Below are 19,861 nucleotides of genomic sequence, written 5' to 3'. Positions count from 1 at the left end.
TTTGCCATGGCTGCCTGAACAGCTGAAGGAGCGTCATCTTTCCTGGCAGTCACCGCACCGGAACCCCACTGGCGAGGGGGCTGTGGCCGTCAGCAGATGCGCCAGGAGCGGCGGGAGATCAGCTGGGCGCCGGTGATCTCCTGGCCGGCCTTGAGGGCTGGCTTGATGGCGGACTTATCGGCCTGGAAGGTGGTCTTGACCGCGAGCCATTCGGGGTCGAGCAGGGCCTCGTTCTCGATGGCGACGGCGGTGGAGCGCGGGTGCTGCGCAGCTCGTGATTGGGAAACGAGAAGCGGGTGGCTGCGGGCTGCAGCCGGGTGAGCACCAGCACCAGCGATTCCTCCAGGGCATCGGCTCGGCCTGCATCGGAGCGTGACAGCTCCGTGAGCCGCTTGGCCTGCTGCTGGCGGTAGGCGGCCTGGCCGCGGAGGTGCTCGATCACCCAGCAGGTGGCATCGGCCTTGGCGGCCAGGGCCGCCTTGTTGCCTTCATCGGCAAGCAGGGCGGCTTCCAGCTCCGTGATGGCCTGCTGGCGGTCTTCTGGCTCGTCGCTTTCGAGGCGCTGGGCCAGCTGGCCGATGGCAGTGGTGAGCTCCTGGGCCTCGATGCCCGGCTGCCAGAGGGAAGCGGTGCGCTGCAGGGTGCAGGACGGCCCGGCGGCCTGGGGAAGAGCCGGGGGAAGAGGAGCGGTGGTGGTGAGAGCAGACATGGGTAGGTGGAGAAGAGGGGAACGAGAAGAGCGAGGCGGCGAAAACCGCTCAGGCGGCGAGGGGCTCCGGCGAGAAGGGCGGCGGCACCTCCATCACCACCACCGGCACCGGCGAACGGGAGGAGCAGCGGCGGGCCTGCTGCACCAGCGAGGCCGTGCCTGGCCCTCCGGGAAAGGCGATCACCAGCACCGAGACGCTGAAGGCTGGGGAGGTGTGGACCTGGGCCTCGACCAGGGCCTGCTCGAGGAGGCGCCGATTGCGGATGGGGCCGGCACTGCGGCCATAGCGGCGCCAATCAGCAGCGAGGGACTGGACCCGCCAGCCGAGCTGATGGGCCGCACGACCGATGGCGCGATCAGCGCCACGGGCTCCGCCATGGAGCAGCAGATGGACAGGCCGGCCACCGCTGCGCTGGAGCAGGGCGGAGGCGATGCGCTCCTGGGGCCAGAGGAGATCACGGCCACCGGCGGCGACGATGACGACTGAGCGATGGGCCAACGCCGGCGGCGGCAGGAGGCCAGGAAGAGGCAATGCAGCGGCCTGGGCCACTGCAGCAGAGGACAAGCTCATGGGCTACAGAGCAAACGAACGGGGCAAGTTGTCCGAGGATTTCGTTGACGCAGGCGATGGGCTCGGGGCCTTTGGCGCAGCCTTTATTCTATCAGTACAAATGCACTAAGTAGCGGGCAAAGTGGCTGCGGGGCAATGGATCTACGCAAAACGAAGCCATGCGCGGGCGGCCTGAAAGCTGATAAGCAAGACCGCCAGATTCAGCATTGAATGCCCAGCTGGCCGCGCAGCCGCGCGAGGAAACTTGGAGCCTTCCCCTGCCCCATTGATACGGGCGAATGCCCGGCCACCGCAGCCGCGGGAGAGCGGCCCTGCCCGCCACCCCCACACCGGCCCCGGAGCAGAGGACGGCCGTCGCCGACCAGAGCCCTGCGGCGTCTGCGGAGCCTTGCGACATTGCCAGCAGCAAGCCCGATGCAGCGGAACAGAACGCACAGGGCGGCTACGCGCCGTAGCGCAGAACAAAGATATGGACAACTCCGGGTGATCCTTGAATCCGCGATCGCCTTATTTCATGAAGCGGCCCTCCCTTGAATAAGACCCCCTGCTTTCCGCTGAGTGTCTCGCCGGTCCAACCGCGGTCTCAGTGGTCGCTTTCGCGATGGGCCTGGCCCTGCTTCCTCTCAGCCTCCGGGCGGCCGTCAGAGGCAAAACATCTCACCAAACATCTCACATGGGCCGACCCACCGATCAACAACCCTTGCGGCGCAATCGTTCTTGGCGCTTCCTAGTCGAGCTTCCCAAGCTGAACGTCGCCGGTTCGAATCCGGTCACCCGCTTTTGGCAAGGGCTTCGCGAACGGAGCAAGTGGGATTCGGGATCAACGGCTTGCGCCTGAATAGCTGTTTCCTTCAGCCTCTCAATCCGGGGCCGGGGGATTGGGTTGATCCCATGGCTTGATCCGATGTTCAGCGGCGTGGCTTGATCAACTGAAGAACCTGAGGTCCGACGCCGCCGGCCCGGCGCTCACAATCGAGGGATCTGAGAATCAACCGGGCGGCGGCCGTGAGATCGCCCCGTTTCGCAGCGGCCGCGGCGGCCGAGTCATGCAGGGAAGATTCGAGAAGAAGTTGGGCTTTCATCTCGGATCCCGATGCAGGCCCCCCGGCACGAGCCAGGGGGGAGGGCCTGTGGACTGAGGGGTTCTGAACCGATCCCGATCGCATCTGAACCGCAGTCACGATCAACAATCCATTGCGCTTTAGTTTATCGGTTCAGGCTCAGTCTGCCCAGCACCGTTACTGCTCATGTCCCCGGCTCCTCGCCATGGCCCCCCAGGGCCAGGATCTGGGAGCGCAACTGGGCGGCCCGTGACCGATCATCGCGGCTGATCGCGATGGCGAGAGCGAATTCCAGCTTCTCAAGCTGGTGGCCGCCCTCGATGTATCCGGTGGGTCTGGGATGGGGAGCCGGGGCCACGAACGCCGCTGAACCGTTGGTACGGGGCAGGGGGCAGGCCGGATAGATGCTGGCCATGGTGAGCTTTCTTTTCATTCTGCCACCCGTGGCCAGGGCGGCGCGGCGGCGGACGCTAAGCGGCCAGGGGTGGCCCCAGCGGGACGCCGGCCCCGTCCTGTCCAGAGGGTCTGGTGAGAGGGCTCGGCTCCGAACTCCCTTCATGGCTCGGATTCCAAGGTGGGCCCTGCGGCGAGGACTCCTCCAGCAACTGTCGGCAATCCCGCAACATCAGCTCCACGTTCGCCAGGGCCTCGAGTTCGGTGGCCTCCGGCTGGCGCGGGGTTTCAAGCACCGTCTCGAGGGCCGCCAGACGCTGTTCGAGGGTCACGAGCCGGTGGGAAAGGGCGGAGACGGTCTGGGCCAGATCCTCGGCCGTGCGGGTGATGCGGAAGGACACCGATTCAGAGGCCATCACTGACGGGGCAACTGGGCCGATCACAACACAGAACACCCTTCGGCTCAAGCCGTCTCCCAGACTGGGCACTCCCTTGTCCCCTCCGGGCATGTCCACCTCCGCCTCTCTGGCGATCTATCTCCTGGCGGGTCTGGGAGGCGGACTGCTTGCCCTGCGCACGGGCATCCCGGCCGCCCCTCTGGCGGGGGCCCTGCTCGGCGCCGGGCTGGTCAGCATGAGCGGGCGCTGGGAGATGGCGATCTGGCCCAGCGGCACACGCACCGTTCTCGAGATCGCCATCGGCACCGTGATCGGCACCGGCCTCACCAGCGGAGCGCTGCTGGAGTTGAGGCAGCTGTGGCGACCGGCCATCCTGATCACCGTGGCTCTGGTGGCCACCGGTCTGGTGGTGGGGCTCTGGAGCAGTCGCCTGCTCGGAGTGGATCCGATCATCACCCTGCTGGGCGCTGCGCCAGGGGGCATCAGCGGCATGAGCCTGGTGGGCGCCGAATTCGGGGTCGGGGCCGCCGTGGCCGCGCTCCATGCCGTTCGTCTGATCACGGTGCTGCTGGTGCTGCCCATGATCGTGCGACTCGTCCTGACGTTCACAGCTGGTCATCCCTCCGGCTAGCCCAGCGCCTCTCCCCCACTCGACAGCTTCCGGGTGGCCGATACGTTGGGAGCCGCAGCCAGATCAGCCGGATCGGTGTCATGCCTCGTTCACGACAACCTTCCCCTCCCATCGGCCTCCGCCTCGCCCTGGCGCTGGGCACCGCCCTGGTGGCTCTCTCCCCGCCGGGCCCGGCCCGGGCCCAGGCCCCCCAGCCGGACCGCAGTGACGCCGGCGGCAAGGGCGCTGAGGTCTACTGCTTCATGCGCCGGTCGGGCAATGACCATGAGGTCAGCTGGAACGCCGCCTACGCGCTGATCAAACGGCAGAGCTCCAGCCTGTTCAAGACCTCCCCCGAACATGCCGCGGTGATGATCACCGAGGCCGTGGTGAAGTCGCCGGAGGCCTATCCCGATTGCGGCTTGTACCTGGGCGCCCTGTTCGGCAGTGAGCGGCCGGCCCCCCTGACCAGCGACGTCCCCGCCGGTGGCCCCGTGCCGATCCAGAGCGGCGGCACCACCCGCTCGGACCGCTATTCCTATTGACCCCTCCCATCGAGCCTGTCCCTCCTCTCAAACGGCCCCAGGCGGCAGGCAGCCTGCGGATCGGCGGGGCGGCCCTGCTCCTGACCCTGGTCGGGGCCTGCTCCGCTCCACCGATCCCCCAGGGCGAGCGGCTCAGGGGCGACGATTGCCTCCGGGACGTCCAGATCGATGACCTCCAGGACAGCCTGCGCCGCTGTGACGCGGTGGTGGAAGCCTTCCCCGCCGACCCCCGACCGCTCAGCGAGCGCTTCGTGCTCCACACGTTGAACGGGGATCAAGCCGCCGCCTGCCGGGACATCGAGCAGGCGGCCACCCTGCTCGAAGGGCTCCGCACCGATGCCCCGGCGGCGAGCGAACCCGAGGAAGCGTCCGAGGAGGAGCCGGAGCCCGAACAGCAGCTGGCCATCGACATCCGGGTGCGACTGGAGAGCTGCCGCGACAAACCCCCCCTGCCCGCGCCCTGATCTACCAGCTGTCGAGCAGCTCCCGGACCATGGCCGGCAGGGCCCGGCGGCGCAGGCTGGTGGCTCGCCCCTCCAGCAGCAGGGAGATGCGCTCGGCCTTGCTGGCGATCAAACCATCCACGAGCTGATCGGCCACCCCCAGCTGCAGCCAATGGCAGGTGAGGGCACCGGCCATGCCGATGCGGTGGCAACGGTCTTCCGCCTGCTCCGCATCCCCCGGTGTCCAGGGTCGTTCCAGCAGCACCACATGGGACGCCCGGTGCAGGGAGAATCCCAGCCCGGCCGCCCCATAGGTGGCGGTCAGCAGGGGCACCAGGCCGGCCTGGAAGCGATCCACCTGCCGCTGACGTTCGGGCGCCCGCAGCCGGCCGGTGAGGGCAACGCCGCCAAGCCGGGCGGCCAGCCGTTCCGCCATCGCGACGAAGGCGGAGAACACCACCACCGAGGCTCCCCGGGCCAGCAGCCCGGCCACCAGCCGTTCCGCCACGGGGAACTTGTACTGGGCCCCCAGCTGCCGCAGGGCGGTGAGCATCGCCAGCGGTTCCGCATCCCGGGCCACCTCCCCCCGGACCACCCGCCCGCGGTACTCCTCCACCTGGCGCTGGAGGCGGTGCTGAAATCCACGCCCTTCACTCTCCGACAGCTCCACCGGCCGCAGCAGGCGCCGTTTCGGCGGCAGATCCAGGCAGTCCTGCTTGCGGCGGTGCAGGAGCAGAGGCCGGGTCAAGCGCCGCAGTTCCTCCAGACGTTCGGCCCCGGTCGCCTGCCAGTGGCGCCGGCCCGCTCGCTCCCGCCAGTGCCCCTGGCAGTAGGTCTGCTCGAATCCGAGCTGGTCCCGTCCGAGTGGATGGTCGATCGCCACCAGCAACGGAAAGAGCTGACTGGGGCGTCCGTTCTTCATCGGCGTTCCGCTCAGCAGCCAGATCGCCCGCAGACGGGGGTGGCGGGCCAGCCGCAGCAGGGCCTGGGTGCGGCTGGCGGCGAGGGTCTGGGCGAAGTGGGCCTCATCGACGATCAAAACCGTGCCGGCCGGCGGCAGGGCCCGGGGAAGGCGGGCCCAGCTCAGCAGCTCCAGCTCGAGCTGGAGGGCAAAGGCCTCCCCGCGCCAGAATGGATGCAACCCGACCGGCGCCACCACGGCGATCCGGCAGTCCGCCTGGCGCACCAGGGCCCGGGCCGCCACCAGGGCGGTGAGGGTCTTGCCGAGCCCCATCGCATGGGCCAGCACCGCTCCACGCCGGGCCAGCAGCCAGCGGGCCGCGGTGCGCTGGTGGCGGAACAGACGACGGCCATCGGGCAGAGGGGCCTCCAGATCGGCCGCGGCCACCAGCTGCCGGTGGGGGGGCAGGGGAGGCAGGGGCTGCTCCAGCCAGTCCATCCATTCGGCGAGTTCCGGCTCGATCCCGAACCGATCGGCCAGCCGGACCCTGAGGACGGCCGACGCCTCCAGCGGAAACTCCCAGCAACGGCGGGCCGCCCTCCACCGCCCGGAGGGGCGGATCCGCCGCAGCTGGGCCTGGGTGACGGGATCGAATGGCGAGCGCACTTCGATCAGACCGGAAGGCCCGAGGGCCATCACACAGCGATCGAGCCGTGCGGGGGCAGCGGAAGCGGCGCTCAGCGGGGATCCTGGACCGACGCGACGTCGATCTTAGGTCGGCTGGGAGACGATGCAATCGGAGTCTGAAGGGCAGAAAAGTGCAGCCTTGGACACATTGATCCATGGGCGATTGACGGCAGAATCGCCCCAACCGAGGTGATGGGATGCACGTCAGGGATGCGGTATTCCTTGAGGATCTCTGCCCCAAATTACGTGTCCGCCGTTGGCGACAATCCCTCCACACTGTCACCCATCATCGATGTATTTATTGCGGCGATCGATCTGAATCGATCGACCATCTGCTTCCCCGCTGCCGCGGTGGCCTGAGCGTGACCGAAAACTGTGTGCCGGCCTGCCTGGCCTGCAACGGCCACAAGAGTGATGCCGACGCCTTCGACTGGTACCGGCGTCAGCGTTTCTACGATCCACGTCGGGCCATGGCGATCCGCGCCTGGATGGACGGCGATCTGCGGCTGGCGGTGCGGCTGCTGCAGTGGGCCCATCCGGAGCCGAGCCTGAACCTGCAGGCGGCCTGAACCTGGCGGCGGCCCTTGGCCCGCGCACCGCCGCTCACCAGACGCGGCAGACCTGTGGACCGTTATGGCGCTCACAGATTGCCGCCAGTTCCTCGGGCCGCTCCGGCGCCAGCAGCAGGGCTCCGACCAGCAGGGCCACGACCAGCGGCCAGGACGTCCACGAGAACGACGGCGGGCGCCCGGAGTGCTGCTGCCGCCGGGGGGAGGGCCAGGGCCGACAGTCCATCCCCGCCCGCGCCGCTGCCCACGGGCTTCCCGGCCGGCCCCCCGGTCCCCCCAGGCGCCGGCAGCGGCGCGGGCGGGGATGGACTGTCGGGGGGGCGGACGATGTAGAGAGGCAGGCGGGGGGCATCGGAGCAGGACCGAAACAGTGATACAGATGTACTCATGACCGATGGCGCTGTCAATGGCGCCCCCGCACGGGCACTCGTGCTGGGGGGCGGCTACTGCGGTCGGCGCTTCGCCGCGGCCCTGGCCGCAGAGGGGTGGAACGTGGGGCTCACCAGCCGCAGCGGTGCCCCGCCCTCCGCTTCCGATGCCCGCCTGGAAGCCCCCCCCCGGCAGAACTGGATCCGCTTCGATCCAGGCCAGGATCGGCGACCGGACGCGGCCGCCCTGGCCGGCACCACCCACGTGCTGGTCACCATCCCACCCGGGGCGGATGGGCGTGACCCCAGCCTGGCGGCCCTCGGACCGCTGCTGCGCCAGCTTCCCCTGCGCTGGCTCGGCTACCTCTCCACCACCGGGGTCTACGGCGACAGCGGCGGCGACTGGGTCGCGGAGACTGACCCACCGGCCCCCTCCCTGGCGCGCAGCCAGGCCCGGTTGGCCTGCGAGAACGCCTGGCTGTCCAGTGGCCTTCCGGTGCAGCTCTTCCGTCTCCCGGCGATCTACGGCCCGGATCGCTGCCCCTTCCAGAGCCTGCTGACGGGGCGGAGCCGGTTGATCCACAAACCCGGCCAGGTGTTCAGCCGCGTCCATGTCGACGACATCGTGGGTGCCCTGCTGCACTGCCTCGCCCTGCCGGTGGCGCAGCGCCCGGCCTTGGTCAACCTGGCGGACGATGTCCCCTGCCCCTCCAGCGAGACCCTCGGCTTTGCCGCCCACCTGCTCGGCTGCAAGCTGCCGGAGGTGGAACGCTTCGAGCGGATCGCCGCCGACCTCAGCCCGATGGCCCGTAGTTTCTGGAGCGAGAACCGCCGCACCAGCAACCGACGGCTGCGCGAGGATCTCGGCTATGCCCTGCGCTACCCGAGCTTCCGGGAGGGCTATCGGGCATCTCTGGAGGAGGAACGGGAGGCGGCCAGCCGGGGGCTCATCGAGCCCCCGGCTGCACCGGCGGCGGGCACACCGGAGGGGCCGCCGGCTGCAAATTGTTGAGGGTGGGCAGCTGGACCTCGGCCATGAACCGGCACCAGTCGATCACCACCCAGCCCCGCTGAAGGCCCGTGCCGAGGCCGAACATCAGACCACCGAGCAGCAACCAGCGAATCATGAACAGCGAGGCCACGCGAAGGGAGGCTAGTCAGCACCGGATCGCCCTCTCGCTGGGGGATCCGGCCGGGATCGGCCTGGAGGTGAGCCTCAAGGCCCTGGCCGTCCTGGAGGGGACGGGGACGGAGGTGGTGTTGGTGGGCTGCCGGCGCTGGCTGGTGCGCAGCTACCTGGAGCTCCGTGAGCACAGCGCCCAGCCCCTGGCCGATCCGCGTCACCATCCGATCGTGGACCTCCCGATGGATGAGGATCCGGAACCCGGGCGGGGCACGGCCGCCAGCGGCGCCGCCAGCTTCGCCTGGCTGACGGCGGCGGTGGAGTTGGTGCGCTCAGGTCGCTGTCAGGCCCTGACCACGGCTCCGATCGCCAAGCACGCCTGGCGGGCCGCCGGTCATCCCTACCCCGGCCAGACGGAGCGCCTGGGGGAACTGTGCGGCGGTGCCCAGGCCTCGATGCTGTTCACGGCCCGGGCACCCGCGGAAGGCTGGCGCCTGAACACCCTGCTGGCCACGACCCACATCCCGCTGGGGGCGGTGGCCGCGGCGCTGACCCCGGAGCTGGTGGGGCGGCAGCTGGACACCCTGCTGACCTTCTGCCGCCGCTTCCGCGAGCGACCCAGGCTGGTGGTGGCCGGGCTCAATCCCCACGCCGGCGAGGCGGGGCAGCTCGGCCGGGAGGAACAGGACTGGCTGATCCCGCTGCTGGAGAGCTGGCGCGAGCGCCATCCCGGCATTGAACTGATCGGCCCCCAGCCCCCCGACATCTGCTGGCTGGAGGCCGCCGCCGCCTGGCGGGGGGAGTCTCCCGGCTCCGATGGCTACCTGGCGCTGTATCACGACCAGGGACTGATCCCGGTGAAGCTGCTGGCCTTCGACGCGGCGGTGAACACGACGCTGGGACTGCCGTTCCTGCGCACCTCCCCGGATCACGGCACCGGCTTCGACATCGCCGGACGGGGAACGGCACGGCCCCACAGCATGGTGGCCGCCCTGGAAACGGCCCGGGAGCTGGGCTGACGGCGGCACCGGGCCCCGGCCCCGCACGCCGGCTGGCTCAAAGGGGCTTGACCCGCAGCAACACCTGGCCGAATTCAACCGGCGTCCCGTTCTCCACCAGGATCTCGATCACCTCGCCGCTCACCTCGGCCTCGAGTTCGTTCATCAGCTTCATCGCCTCAAGGATGCAGACGGGTTGACCGATGCCGATGCGGCTGCCGATCTCCACGAAGGGTTGATCCCCCGGGGAGGCGGCGCGATAGAAGGTGCCCACCATCGGAGCGGTGACGTCGACCAGATCGGCTCGCACGGCGGCGGGGGCCGGGGGCGGGGCGGACGGCTCGCCCGGCGCCGCCGGGACCGGTCCCGGCGGCGCCGGGGCCATCGTGACGGCCATGGGGCCGGCGGACGCCGGCGGCAGGGGAGCCGGCGGAACCGGGGCCGGCAGGTTGCGCCGCACCTCGAGCCGGAAGTCATCCCCTTCGAGCTTGAGCTCCTGGATGTCGCTCTGCTCGAGGAGGGCGAGCAGCTGATGCAATTGGTCGTTGTCGAGCTGCATGGTGGTTCAGGACTCCCGACCGAGGTAGCTGTCGCTGCGGGTATCGATCTTGATCTTCTCGCCGATGGTGATGAACAGGGGAACCATCACCTGGGCACCCGTCTCGACAATGGCCGGCTTGGTGCCCCCGGTAGCGGTGTCCCCCTTCACCCCGGGATCGGTCTGGGTGACCTCGAGGACGACGGAATTGGGCAGCTCCACCTCCAGGGGCGAGCCGTTCCAGGACACCACATTCACCTCCATCCCCTCCTTGAGGTACTTGCGGCCGTCGCCGATCTGCTTGGCGCTCAGGCGGGTCTCCTCGTAGCTGGCCATGTCCATGAAGACGTACTCATCGGCCTCCATGTAGGTGTGTTGCAGCGTCGATTTCTCCAGCTGCGCCTGGGCCACGGTTTCGCCCGCTCGGAATGTCTTCTCCACCACGTTGCCGCTCTGGACCGCCTTGAGCTTGGTGCGCACGAAGGCAGAGCCCTTGCCCGGCTTCACATGCAGAAATTCGACGACCCTCCAGACCTGTCCATCGAGCTCGATGGTGGTACCGGTTCGGAAGTCGTTGCTGGAGATCATTCCGGGTGAACGGGTGAGCGGGATTGTACGGCTGGCCCCTGAACCCCTCTCCCCTCCCCGGCCCTGGCCGGGGAGCTGTGCCAAAGTCCGGAGAACGGCAGGGTGAGCCATGCACAGCAGCCTGTTGAGCAGGCGGTTCCGGCCGTCCCCCAGCCCCCTGCTGGCGGTCCTGCTGTCTCTCGTCCTGATCGCCGCGGCCGGCATGGCCGGGCCCGGAGCTGCGGCCGCCGCCCTGCCCCCCGGCAATGCCGTGACCGACCCGGCCACCCTGTTGCGCGATGCCCTGCCGATCGAGCAACCCGATCTGCAGACCCTGCAGCACCGCCTGGAGGACACCAGCGGGGATCTGCGGGCCAAGCGCTGGACTGCGCTCAGCGGTCGGGTGCGCCGGGCCCAGTCCAGCCTGAGCGCCCGTCGCGCCGCCCTGCTCGCCAGCTTCGACGCTGCGGACCAGGACCCGGTCCAAACCCTGCTGGATCGCCTGGAGACGGAGCTCCAGGCGGTGGCCGCCGCGGCGGAGAGCCAGGATCGCGGGAGCTTCCTCTCTGCACGACGGGCCGCCCTCAGCACGATCGGCCAGGCCGAGGCCCTGCTGGTGGGTTCCTTCCCCGTGGCGATACCCGAACGCTTCGACGCTTTGCCGCGGCTGCTCGGGCGAGCCACCATCCGGCTCCGCACCACCAAAGGGGACCTGACCGCCGTGGTGGACGGCTACAACGCGCCCCTCACCGCCGGGGCCTTCGTGGACCTGGTGCAGCGCGGCTTCTACGACGGCCTGCCCTTCATTCGCGCCGAGGACTTCTACGTGCTCCAGACGGGCGATCCCATCGGACCGGAGGGGGGGTTCGTCGACCCCGCCACCGGCCGGGAGCGCACCGTGCCACTGGAGATCATGGTGCCGGGCGAATCCGAGCCCTTCTACAACCAGACCTTCGAGGATCTGGGCCTGTTCAAGGCCACGCCGGTCCTGCCCTTCGCCACCAAGGGCACCCTGGGCTGGGCCCACTCCGACCAGGCCCTCGATGACGGTTCCTCCCAGTTCTTCCTGTTCCTGTTCGAGGCCGAACTGACCCCCGCCGGCCTGAATCTGATCGACGGACGCTATGCCGCCTTCGGCTACGTGGTGGACGGTTTCGATGTGCTGGAGGAACTCACCGCCGACGACGGCATCGTTTCGGCGACCGTTCTGGAGGGAGCGGAACACCTGCGCCCCCATGGCTGAACCCGGCTGGTCGATCCCGTCCCGATCCCCCAGCCTGGCGGACCTGGGGGAGTGGGGTCTGATCGAACGGCTGAGGACCCATGCTCCCGCGGCCCAGTTCGAGGACGATGCGGCCCTGCTGAGCGAACGGGCCGGGGGCGTGCTCGTCGTCACCAGTGATGCCCTGGTGGAGGGCATCCACTTCAGCGAGGCGACGATGGCGGCGGCGGACGTGGGCTGGCGGGCCGCCGCCGCCAATCTCTCGGACCTGGCGGCGATGGGATGCCGGGAGGTGGTGGGCCTGACGGTGGCCCTTGTGGCCCCTGCCAGCACGCCCTGGAGCTGGGTGGAGGGGGTCTACACGGGCCTGGGCGAGGCCCTGCGGGCCCATGGTGGGGTGCTGCTGGGTGGGGACTGCAGCGGCGGCGGGCAGCGGGTGCTGGCCATCACAGCCCTGGGGCGCCTCGGCGCCGAGGGTCCGATCCGCCGCGGGGAGGGCCGGGCGGGCGACACGCTGGTCTGCACCGGAGCCCATGGACTGAGCAGGCTGGGCCTGGCCCTGCTGCAGGAGGAGGCCATCAGGGGCGAAGGTCCCGGCCTGGGCGACGACCCTCTCGCGCGCCGGGCGGTGGCGGCTCACCGCCGGCCCCGGCCCCGGCTCGATGCAGTGGAGGCCCTGGCGAGGAGCCGGCCGCCGGGGCACCTCTGGCGGGTCGCCGGCACCGACAGCAGTGACGGATTGGCGGCCGCCGTGCGGGCCCTGGCCGTGACCAGCGGCTGTGACGCCTGGCTGGAGCGGGACAGCCTGCCCCTGGATCCCGCCATGGTCTCCCTGGGGGACGCCGAGGCCTGGTGCCTGGGGGGGGGGGAGGATTTCGAACTGGTGCTCGCGCTGGACCCAGCCTGGGGGGACTCGTTTCTGAACGCCCTGCCCGGCTCCTGCCGGATCGGCCGGTTGACCAGGGGCGACGGGACCCTGCGCTGGGCTCCGGGGGGAGAGGCCCTGACCTCCGGGGCCCTCGGCTTCAGCCATTTCGGCCCAGTCTGATTCGGCGGGGGGTGGGGATCAGGCCCAGTTGCTGGCCACCACTTCGGCCAGGTCAACGACCCGCTGGCTGTAGCCCCACTCGTTGTCGTACCAGGAGATCACCTTCACCATGTCGTCACCCATCACCAGGGTGAGGTCGGCGTCGACGATCGTGGATTCGTCGGTGCCGGCATGGTCGGAGGAGACCAGCGGGAGATCGGAGTACTTGATGATTCCCTTCATGCCGTTCTCGGCGGCCGCCTTGAGGGTGCCGTTCACCTCCTCCCGGGTGGTGGCGCGGCTGATCTGCAGCACCAGGTCGACCACCGACACATTGGGGGTGGGAACGCGCAGGGCGATGCCGCTGAGCTTGCCCTTCATGGGCGGGTAGACCAGGGCCACGGCCTTGGCGGCCCCGGTGGAAGTGGGCACGATGTTGATGGCGGCGGCCCGGGCCCGGCGCAGGTCGCGATGGCTGGCATCGAGGATGCGCTGATCGCCGGTGTAACTGTGGGTGGTGGTCATCGTGCCCTTGACGATGCCGAAGGCCTGATCAAGAACCTTGACGATCGGAGCCATGCAGTTGGTGGTGCAACTGGCATTGCTGATGATGTCAAAATCTTCATGGCGGTACTGGTCGGCATTCACTCCCACCACGAAGGTGCCGATGCCCTCCCCCTTGCCGGGCGCCGTGATCAGCACCTTGCGGGCCCCGGCCTGAATGTGCTTGCTGGCTCCTTCCTTATCGATGAATACACCCGTGGCTTCGATCACCAGATCAACGCCCCATTCCTTCCAGGGAAGGTTCAGCGGATTGCGGTCAGAGAAACACTTGATGCTTCGGCCATTGACGATCAACGTATCCTCGGTGTACCCGATCTTGGCATCACGGATTCGGCCCAGCATCGAGTCATACTCAAGCAGGTGAGCATTCGTACGCGGATCTGAGGTGTCATTGAGACCCACCACCTCGATGCCTGTATCGGCACCGCGACTGAGCCAGCAGCGCATGAAGTTGCGACCAATCCGGCCGAATCCATTGATCGCAACGCGCAAGGTCATGGCAGGAACGGGAAAACCCGCTAACAAAGGGGAGTTTGGCTGCAGATCATACAGAATTGGCTTCCCCCCTCCCCATCACGTGCCGGGGCACCACCTTCGGCGACGCCGTCTGCGATGGGAACATGCGTGACCGGGGGAGAGACAACCGGATGCGCTCGGCTTAACTTCGGAACCACATGGAGACGCCCGTGGGACCGCTGCTCGACCGCCGGGTTCCGGTTCATTTCATTGGAGCGGGTGGCATCGGCATGTCAGCCCTGGCCGGGATCCTGGCGGATCGCGGCTTTGCGGTGACCGGCTCGGACTCCCGGCCCAGCCAGGCGCTGGAGGACCTGCGCCCTCGGGGTGTCCGGGTCTTCCGCCAGCAGAGCGCCTCCACGGTCGACGCGATCCGCAGCGGCACCGCCGAGCCGCCGCTGGTGGTGATCAGCACGGCGGTGCCGGCCCAGAACCCTGAACTGGTGGCAGCCCGCCGGGCCGGCCTGCGGGTGGTCCACCGCTCCGACGTGCTGGCGGCCCTGATCAACGGTCAGGCCTCGATCGCGGTGGCCGGCAGCCACGGCAAGACCACCACCAGCACCTTGATCGCCACCCTGCTGGCCGCCACCGGCAACGACCCCACCGCCATCATCGGCGGGATGGTGCCGGCCTTCGCCAGCAATGCCCGCAGCGGGCACGGCACTCTGCTCGTGGCCGAGGCCGACGAATCCGATGGGTCCCTGGTGAAGTTCCGCCCCTCCCTGGGCCTGATCACCAATCTCGAACTCGACCACACCGACCATTACGCCGACCTCGAAGCCCTCGTCCAGACCCTGCGGCGGTTCGCCGCCGGGTGCGGTTCCCTGCTGGCGAACGCCGACTGTCCCGTGCTGGCCAAGCACTTCCACCCGAGGGCCTGGTGGTCGATCAACCGCAGCACCGGTGTCGAGTTCGCCTCCCTCGCAGTGGAGGAGCACGGCGAAGGCACGGTGGCCGACTTCCATGAGAACGGGGTGAGGGTGGGCCGCTTCCACCTGCCCCTGCCCGGCCGGCACAACCTCAGCAACGCCACGGCCGCCCTGGCCGCCTGCCGCCTGCAGGGGGTGAGCGTGGAGGCGCTGCAGGCGGCGGTTCGCACCCTGCGCTCCCCTGGCCGCCGCTTTGATTTCCGTGGCAGCTGGGGCGGTCGCCAGGTGGTCGACGATTACGCCCATCACCCCAGCGAAGTGGAGGCCACCCTCCGCATGGCCCGCCTGATGGTGGAGAGCGGCCGCAGTCCGCTCCCCCACCCTCCCCGCCGGGTGGTGGCCGTGTTCCAGCCCCACCGCTACAGCCGCACCGCCGAGTTCCTCGAGGCCTTCGCCCTGGCGCTGGGCCTGGCCGATGTGGTGCTGCTGGCACCGCTGTACGCCGCCGGAGAGGCCGCGATCCCGGGGATCTGCAGCGAACGGCTGGCCGAGCGGATCCACCATCGCCATCCGGTCCTGCCCCTGCAGGTGGCCACCAGCCTCGATCAGCTGGCCGACCTGGTCTGGCGGGAGAGCCTGGCAGGTGATCTGCTGCTGGTGATGGGAGCCGGAGATGTGAACACCCTCTGGGAGCGGCTCCAGACCCGTCCCGGTCTGCCGAGCCATGGCCAGCAGCCTCTGGCCGCCTGACGCCGGCGTGACTCCCGAGCGGCCCTCCGATCTGCTGCGCGGCGCGGTGCCCCTGGCGGAGTACACCACCTGGAAGGTGGGCGGCCCGGCCGAGTGGTTCGCCGAACCCTCCACGGCGGAGGCGCTGATCGGCCTGGCCGGCTGGGCCGATCGGCGCGGACTCCCCCTCCGCCTGATCGGGGCCGGATCGAATCTGCTGGTGAGCGACACCGGACTGAAGGGCCTCACCCTCTGCAACCGCCGCCTGCAGGGCAGTGTTCTCGAGTCCGCCACCGGCTGGATCGAGGCCCAGGCCGGAGAACCGATTCCGACCCTGGCCCGCCGGGCTGCCCGGGCCGGCCTGAGCGGGTTGGAGTGGGCCGTGGGCATCCCCGGCACAGTGGGTGGAGCCGTGGTGATGAACGCCGGCGCCCAGGGCGGTTGCACCGCCGAGTGGCTCGAGGAGGTCACCGTGCTGGATCCGGCCAGGGGTGGGGCGCCCTTCGTGCTCCGCGCCACCGATCTGGATTTCGCTTACCGGCACAGCCGCCTGCAGGAGGAACCCCTGCTGGTGCTGGCCGCCCGCTTCCGGCTGAGCGCCGGCCACGATCCCGCCGAGATCAGCCGCCGCACCAGCGCCAATCTGGCCAGCCGCACCAGCAGCCAGCCCTACCAGCAGCCAAGCTGCGGCAGCGTCTTTCGCAATCCGGAACCCCACAAGGCCGGCCGCCTGATCGAGGCTCTGGGGCTCAAGGGGCTGAGCATCGGCCAGGCGATGGTCTCGCCCATCCATGCCAACTTCATCGTCAACGGCGGCGGCGCCTGCGCCGAGGACATCGATCGGCTGATCCGGCTGGTGCAGGAGCGTGTCCATGAGGCCCACGGCCTCTGGCTCCACCCCGAGGTGAAACGGCTGGGTCCGTTCGCCGCGGTGACGCTGGCGGCCTGAGGGGCAGGCCGTAGCCTGAGGCCGCTCACGCACCCCCGGCATGGCTGGATTCGGACTTCCCAACTTCGGCCAGCTGACCGAAGCCTTCCGCAAGGCCCAACAGATCCAGCAGGACGCCCAGAAGCTCCAGGACGAACTGGACGCCATGGAACTGGAAGGCTGCAGCAGCGACGGCCGGGCCAGCGTCTGGCTGACGGGCAACCAACAGCCGCTGAGGGTGCGGCTGGCACCCGAGCTCGTGGCCGAGGGGGCCGAAGCCACCGAGACCGCCACCCTGGAAGCCCTCAGAGCCGCCTACGAGCGCTCCACGGGCACGATGAAGGAGTGCATGGAAGAACTCACCGGCGGCCTCAACCTGCCGGGCCTGGGGGGCTGAACGACGGGTCGGTGCCCTCCTGCTGGCGCCGCCGCCGCCGGGAGGGCTCCCTTCGGGCCCGCGTGAGCCGGCTCCTGAGGCTGGCATCGGGGCGGTCCACCCCGGTGTCGCTCGCGCCCCCCTCCCGGCCGGAGCGATCCTCCAGCAGGGCCTCCAGGCACTGGCCGTAGAGCCGGTGGCGATCCCAGGCCGTGCCGACTTGACAACCGGGATCGCCCAGGTGGAGACAATTCCGGAAGCGGCAGCCCCCCCCCGCCAGGGCGGAGCGGATCTCCGGAAAGAAGCTGGCAAGCCGGACGGGATCCGTGGGCAGATCGGGCCGGTTGAACCCCGGAGTGTCGGCCAGCAGGGCACCCCGGGCCAGGGGGAAGAGTTCCACATGGCGGGTGGTGTGGCGGCCGCGCTGCAGCCGTCCGGACACCGCCCCCACGCGAAGAGCCAGGGCCGGCAGGAGGGCGTTGAGCAGGCTGCTCTTGCCCACCCCCGAGGGACCGCAGAGCACGGCGAGGCCGGGCCGAGCCAGGCGGGAGCGCAGGGCATCGAGGCCCAGGCCGCTGCGGACACTGATCGGCAGCGGCTCGTAGCCCCAGTCCCGCAGCCGGCCGCACCAGGCCTCCAGCGCTTCCGGGGGGAGCAGATCCCGTTTCGAGAGCACCAGCTCCACCGGCTGGCCGCTGGCTTCGGCGGTGAGCAGGAAACGGGTCAGCTGCAACGGATCCAGGGCGGGCTGGGCCAGGGACACCACCACCACCACCCGATCGCAGTTGGCCACCGCCGGACGCTCCAGTCGGCTGATGCGGGGAGCGACGGCCGTGACCGCGCCCCGCCCCGCCGGCCAGTCGACCCCGTCAAGAACCACCCTGTCGCCCACCAGGATCCGGCGACCGGCCTTGCCCAGCCGGGTGCGGCGCACACAGAGCAGTTGCTCGACGCCGCCGGGACCGGGGACATCGAGGCCCACCTGACAGAAATTGGCCTGCAGGGCCATCACCAGGCCCGAGATCGGGGGGTCGGGCTCAACTGCCATGGCGGCGGATCAGCAGACGCACGACGGCAGCGGGGAACTCGGGACGTGCAGGCTGGACCGCCTCGACGCGATGGCCGTCGGCGGCCAGCCCCTCGGCCACCATCCGCTGCGGTTCCCCGGCATCGAGATCCACCTGCAACCAGTCCCCGGGCGTGATCGTCTCCAGGGCCAGACGGGCCCGGATGAAATTGAGCGGGCAGGGTGTGCCCCGCAGATCAAGCCGGGCGGCAGGTTCGGGAATGGACGCCACGGACGCTGGAGCAGGGGCTGAAACGGTCCTAACCGAACAGACCACCGAACAGACCACTCTTGTGGGGATGGTCCTTGGCGGAGTGGTGACCGGCCAGCTGTTCCAGCAGTTCGCGTTCGTGGCTGCTGAGCTTGGCGGGAAGCTGCACCTTGACTGCGAACAGATGGTTGCCGCGGGCCACCGGATTGCCCAGTTTCGGCACCCCCTTGCCGCTGAGGGTGAGCACCGCACCGGGCTGGGTGCCGGCCGGAATCTCGAGTGTGTCCGGGCCATCCACCGTGTCCACCTCGATCCGGTCTCCCAGGATCGCCTGCAGGTAGTTCACCGCCACCTCGGAATGGATGTGGATCCCGTCGCGGCGCAGCCGGTCGTGGGCCTGCACGAACAGGTAGACGTAGAGATCGCCGGCGGGACCGCCCCGCTGCCCCGCATTGCCCTCCCCGGCCACCCGCAGCCGGGTGCCGGAGTCGACCCCGGCGGGGATCGTGATCCGCAGCTTCTTGCGCACCTGCTGGACCCCCTGGCCACCGCAGTCGCCGCAGGGATCGGCGATCACCTGGCCGCTTCCCTCGCAACTGGGACAGGGCGCGACCTGGGTGAAGCTGCCAAAGGGCGTCCGGGTGGCGCGGCGCACCTGGCCGGCCCCGCCGCAGGTGCTGCAGGTGGTGGGGCCGCTGCCACTCCGGGCACCGCTACCGGAACAGGTGGCGCAGGTTTCGAGGTGGCGGATCTGCACCTCCCGCTCCTGACCGAAGACCGCCTCCTGGAAGCTGATGCTGAGGTCGAGGCGCAGGTCATCGCCCTGGCGCGGGCCGCGCCGCCGGGGTCCGCCGGCCGCCGCTCCCCCGCCGAAGCCGCTGAAGAAAGTCTCGAACAGGTCGGCGAAGCCGCCCATGTCGCCCATATCGGGGGTACCGCCACCGGTCACCCCCGCCTCACCGAACTGGTCGTAACGGGCCCGGGTCTGGGGATCGTTGAGCACCTCGTAGGCGCGGCCGATCTCCTTGAAGCGGTCCTCCGCCCCGGACTCCTTGTTGATGTCCGGGTGGTATTGACGTGCCAGCCGGCGGTAGGCCCGCTTGAGGGTGTCCGCGTCGGCGTCGCGAGCCACACCCAGCAGGTCGTAGTAATCGGCCATCAGCTGGATTCCTCACCGCCCGCGCCATCGGGAGCTCCGGATTCTCCGGTGGATCCACCGGGTCCCGGTCCCATCGACACTTTCACCAGAGCATGGCGCAGGACCCGGCCGTCCAGCTGGTAGCCCCGCTGGAGTTCCTCGATCACCAGATCCTCGGCGAGCTGGTCGCTGGGTTCCCGCAGCACCGCTTCATGCAGGTTGGGATCGAACGGCTCACCCTCCACGCGCATCGGCGAGACACCCAGCTGCTTGAACACGTCAACGAGCTGTTTATAGAGGTTCTGGTAACTGCGATGTAGCGCCTGGGCTTCCTCACTCTGGGGGTCGAGCTGCTGGCGGGCCCGATCGAAGTTGTCGACCACCGGCAGGATCTCGCTGAGGGTGGAGCAGGTGATCTGCAGGCGCAGGTCGTCCCGGTCGCGGCTCTGGCGTTTGCGGAAGTTGTCAAAGTCGGCGGCGATCCGCATGTACTGCCCCCGCAGGGTCTCGTGCTCGGCCCGGAGGCTGTCCAGGGCGGCCTGGAGACCCCCGTCACCCAGGGTGTGATCCCCCGGCTCGGGGGGAGCCTGCGGAGCCGGATCCACCGGGACCCCGGCGGTCGCTTCGGGGAACTCCGTGCCCGGCGCCTCCGCCTGGACGCCAGGCTCGGGCGGGACGGGGGTGGCTTCTGGGAAGGGAGTGGCTTCGCCGCTCATGCTGACTGAACCGCCAAT

The 19,861-nt window shown here is 69.6% G+C and carries 23 protein-coding genes; 11 read left to right on the top strand and 12 right to left on the bottom strand.

Annotation, left to right across the window (positions count from 1 at the left end):
* Positions 1-89 precede the first annotated feature (89 nt).
* The 4 genes from ACWJI7_RS06855 to ACWJI7_RS06840 form a co-directional block, all read right to left on the bottom strand.
* Positions 90-224, bottom strand: a complete 135-nt coding sequence (locus ACWJI7_RS06855; protein WP_479936483.1) for a hypothetical protein — start codon at positions 222-224, stop codon at positions 90-92.
* Between the two features lie 534 nt (positions 225-758).
* Positions 759-1,280, bottom strand: coding sequence for an SLOG family protein (locus ACWJI7_RS06850; RefSeq protein WP_479936444.1), 522 nt, complete (start codon positions 1,278-1,280; stop codon positions 759-761).
* A 1,245-nt stretch (positions 1,281-2,525) separates the two neighbouring features.
* A complete protein-coding gene (locus ACWJI7_RS06845; RefSeq protein ID WP_479936442.1) occupies positions 2,526-2,774 on the bottom strand; it encodes a hypothetical protein in 249 nt (82 codons plus the stop codon).
* Between the two features lie 37 nt (positions 2,775-2,811).
* The gene (locus tag ACWJI7_RS06840) at positions 2,812-3,150 is read right to left on the bottom strand and encodes a hypothetical protein (protein WP_479936440.1); all 339 of its coding nucleotides are present in this window, start codon (positions 3,148-3,150) and stop codon (positions 2,812-2,814) included.
* A 91-nt stretch (positions 3,151-3,241) separates the two neighbouring features.
* Here ACWJI7_RS06840 and ACWJI7_RS06835 point away from each other — a divergent pair, with 91 nt between their 5' ends.
* The 3 genes from ACWJI7_RS06835 to ACWJI7_RS06825 all read left to right on the top strand — a co-directional run bounded on the left by ACWJI7_RS06835 (position 3,242) and on the right by ACWJI7_RS06825 (position 4,751).
* The gene (locus ACWJI7_RS06835; RefSeq protein WP_479936438.1) at positions 3,242-3,763 is read left to right on the top strand and encodes an AbrB family transcriptional regulator; all 522 of its coding nucleotides are present in this window, start codon (positions 3,242-3,244) and stop codon (positions 3,761-3,763) included.
* A gap of 80 nt (positions 3,764-3,843) precedes the next feature.
* A complete protein-coding gene (locus ACWJI7_RS06830; protein WP_479936437.1) occupies positions 3,844-4,287 on the top strand; it encodes a DUF6554 family protein in 444 nt (147 codons plus the stop codon).
* Entirely contained in the window at positions 4,284-4,751 is a 468-nt protein-coding gene (locus ACWJI7_RS06825; RefSeq protein WP_479936435.1) for a hypothetical protein, read from the top strand. Before ACWJI7_RS06830 ends, ACWJI7_RS06825 begins: the two co-directional genes overlap by 4 nt.
* A 1-nt stretch (position 4,752) precedes the next feature.
* On the opposite strand, the gene ACWJI7_RS06820 is transcribed toward ACWJI7_RS06825, so the two are convergent.
* Positions 4,753-6,327, bottom strand: coding sequence for an SNF2-related protein (locus ACWJI7_RS06820; RefSeq protein ID WP_479936433.1), 1,575 nt, complete (start codon positions 6,325-6,327; stop codon positions 4,753-4,755).
* 188 nt (positions 6,328-6,515) lie between these two features.
* Between ACWJI7_RS06820 and ACWJI7_RS06815 the strand changes: the two genes are divergently transcribed.
* The 3 genes from ACWJI7_RS06815 (at position 6,516) to pdxA (ending at position 9,397) form a co-directional block, all read left to right on the top strand.
* Positions 6,516-6,887, top strand: a complete 372-nt coding sequence (locus ACWJI7_RS06815; protein ID WP_479936431.1) for an HNH endonuclease — start codon at positions 6,516-6,518, stop codon at positions 6,885-6,887.
* Between the two features lie 387 nt (positions 6,888-7,274).
* Positions 7,275-8,267: an SDR family oxidoreductase gene (locus tag ACWJI7_RS06810; protein ID WP_479936429.1), complete on the top strand. Its 993-nt coding sequence runs from the start codon at positions 7,275-7,277 to the stop codon at positions 8,265-8,267.
* A gap of 113 nt (positions 8,268-8,380) precedes the next feature.
* A complete protein-coding gene (gene pdxA / locus ACWJI7_RS06805; protein WP_479936427.1) occupies positions 8,381-9,397 on the top strand; it encodes a 4-hydroxythreonine-4-phosphate dehydrogenase PdxA in 1,017 nt (338 codons plus the stop codon).
* 37 nt (positions 9,398-9,434) lie between these two features.
* On the opposite strand, the gene accB is transcribed toward pdxA, so the two are convergent.
* Together accB and efp are read right to left on the bottom strand one after the other, a co-directional pair.
* A complete protein-coding gene (accB, locus tag ACWJI7_RS06800; RefSeq protein WP_479936425.1) occupies positions 9,435-9,935 on the bottom strand; it encodes an acetyl-CoA carboxylase biotin carboxyl carrier protein in 501 nt (166 codons plus the stop codon).
* A gap of 6 nt (positions 9,936-9,941) precedes the next feature.
* Positions 9,942-10,502, bottom strand: a complete 561-nt coding sequence (efp, locus tag ACWJI7_RS06795; protein ID WP_479936423.1) for an elongation factor P — start codon at positions 10,500-10,502, stop codon at positions 9,942-9,944.
* 109 nt (positions 10,503-10,611) lie between these two features.
* On the opposite strand from efp, the gene ACWJI7_RS06790 reads away from it, so the two are divergent.
* A complete protein-coding gene (locus tag ACWJI7_RS06790) occupies positions 10,612-11,724 on the top strand; it encodes a peptidylprolyl isomerase (RefSeq protein ID WP_479936421.1) in 1,113 nt (370 codons plus the stop codon).
* Positions 11,717-12,751: a thiamine-phosphate kinase gene (gene thiL / locus ACWJI7_RS06785; protein ID WP_479936419.1), complete on the top strand. Its 1,035-nt coding sequence runs from the start codon at positions 11,717-11,719 to the stop codon at positions 12,749-12,751. Before ACWJI7_RS06790 ends, thiL begins: the two co-directional genes overlap by 8 nt.
* A gap of 18 nt (positions 12,752-12,769) precedes the next feature.
* Here thiL and ACWJI7_RS06780 read toward each other — a convergent pair whose 3' ends face one another.
* Positions 12,770-13,792, bottom strand: coding sequence for a type I glyceraldehyde-3-phosphate dehydrogenase (locus tag ACWJI7_RS06780; RefSeq protein WP_479936417.1), 1,023 nt, complete (start codon positions 13,790-13,792; stop codon positions 12,770-12,772).
* A 176-nt stretch (positions 13,793-13,968) separates the two neighbouring features.
* On the opposite strand from ACWJI7_RS06780, the gene murC reads away from it, so the two are divergent.
* From murC to ACWJI7_RS06765, 3 genes are read left to right on the top strand one after another with little or no spacing between them, the layout of a single operon-like run.
* Positions 13,969-15,429 (top strand): UDP-N-acetylmuramate--L-alanine ligase, encoded by a 1,461-nt coding sequence (gene murC / locus ACWJI7_RS06775; protein ID WP_479936415.1) that lies wholly within the window; start codon positions 13,969-13,971, stop codon positions 15,427-15,429.
* Positions 15,404-16,357 carry a UDP-N-acetylmuramate dehydrogenase gene (gene murB, locus ACWJI7_RS06770; RefSeq protein ID WP_479936413.1) on the top strand — a complete coding sequence of 318 codons (954 nt, stop codon included), beginning with the start codon at positions 15,404-15,406 and terminating at the stop codon, positions 16,355-16,357. The genes murC and murB overlap by 26 nt, the downstream gene beginning before the upstream one ends.
* Before the next feature lie 40 nt (positions 16,358-16,397).
* The gene (locus ACWJI7_RS06765) at positions 16,398-16,733 is read left to right on the top strand and encodes a YbaB/EbfC family nucleoid-associated protein (protein ID WP_479936411.1); all 336 of its coding nucleotides are present in this window, start codon (positions 16,398-16,400) and stop codon (positions 16,731-16,733) included.
* On the opposite strand, the gene rsgA is transcribed toward ACWJI7_RS06765, so the two are convergent.
* From rsgA to grpE, 4 genes are read right to left on the bottom strand one after another with little or no spacing between them, the layout of a single operon-like run.
* Positions 16,708-17,760 (bottom strand): ribosome small subunit-dependent GTPase A, encoded by a 1,053-nt coding sequence (rsgA, locus tag ACWJI7_RS06760; protein WP_479936410.1) that lies wholly within the window; start codon positions 17,758-17,760, stop codon positions 16,708-16,710. The genes ACWJI7_RS06765 and rsgA overlap by 26 nt on opposite strands.
* Positions 17,750-18,010: a sulfurtransferase TusA family protein gene (locus ACWJI7_RS06755; protein WP_479936408.1), complete on the bottom strand. Its 261-nt coding sequence runs from the start codon at positions 18,008-18,010 to the stop codon at positions 17,750-17,752. Before ACWJI7_RS06755 ends, rsgA begins: the two co-directional genes overlap by 11 nt.
* Before the next feature lie 28 nt (positions 18,011-18,038).
* Positions 18,039-19,148, bottom strand: a complete 1,110-nt coding sequence (gene dnaJ / locus ACWJI7_RS06750) for a molecular chaperone DnaJ (RefSeq protein WP_479936406.1) — start codon at positions 19,146-19,148, stop codon at positions 18,039-18,041.
* The gene (gene grpE / locus ACWJI7_RS06745; protein WP_479936404.1) at positions 19,148-19,843 is read right to left on the bottom strand and encodes a nucleotide exchange factor GrpE; all 696 of its coding nucleotides are present in this window, start codon (positions 19,841-19,843) and stop codon (positions 19,148-19,150) included. Before grpE ends, dnaJ begins: the two co-directional genes overlap by 1 nt.
* Positions 19,844-19,861 lie beyond the last annotated feature (18 nt).

It is taken from the genome of Cryptocyanus atlanticus LEGE 06306, assembly GCF_056633155.1.
The sequence above is the reverse complement of the archived record's forward strand: the minus strand, read 5'-3'. Positions and strand labels throughout refer to the sequence as shown.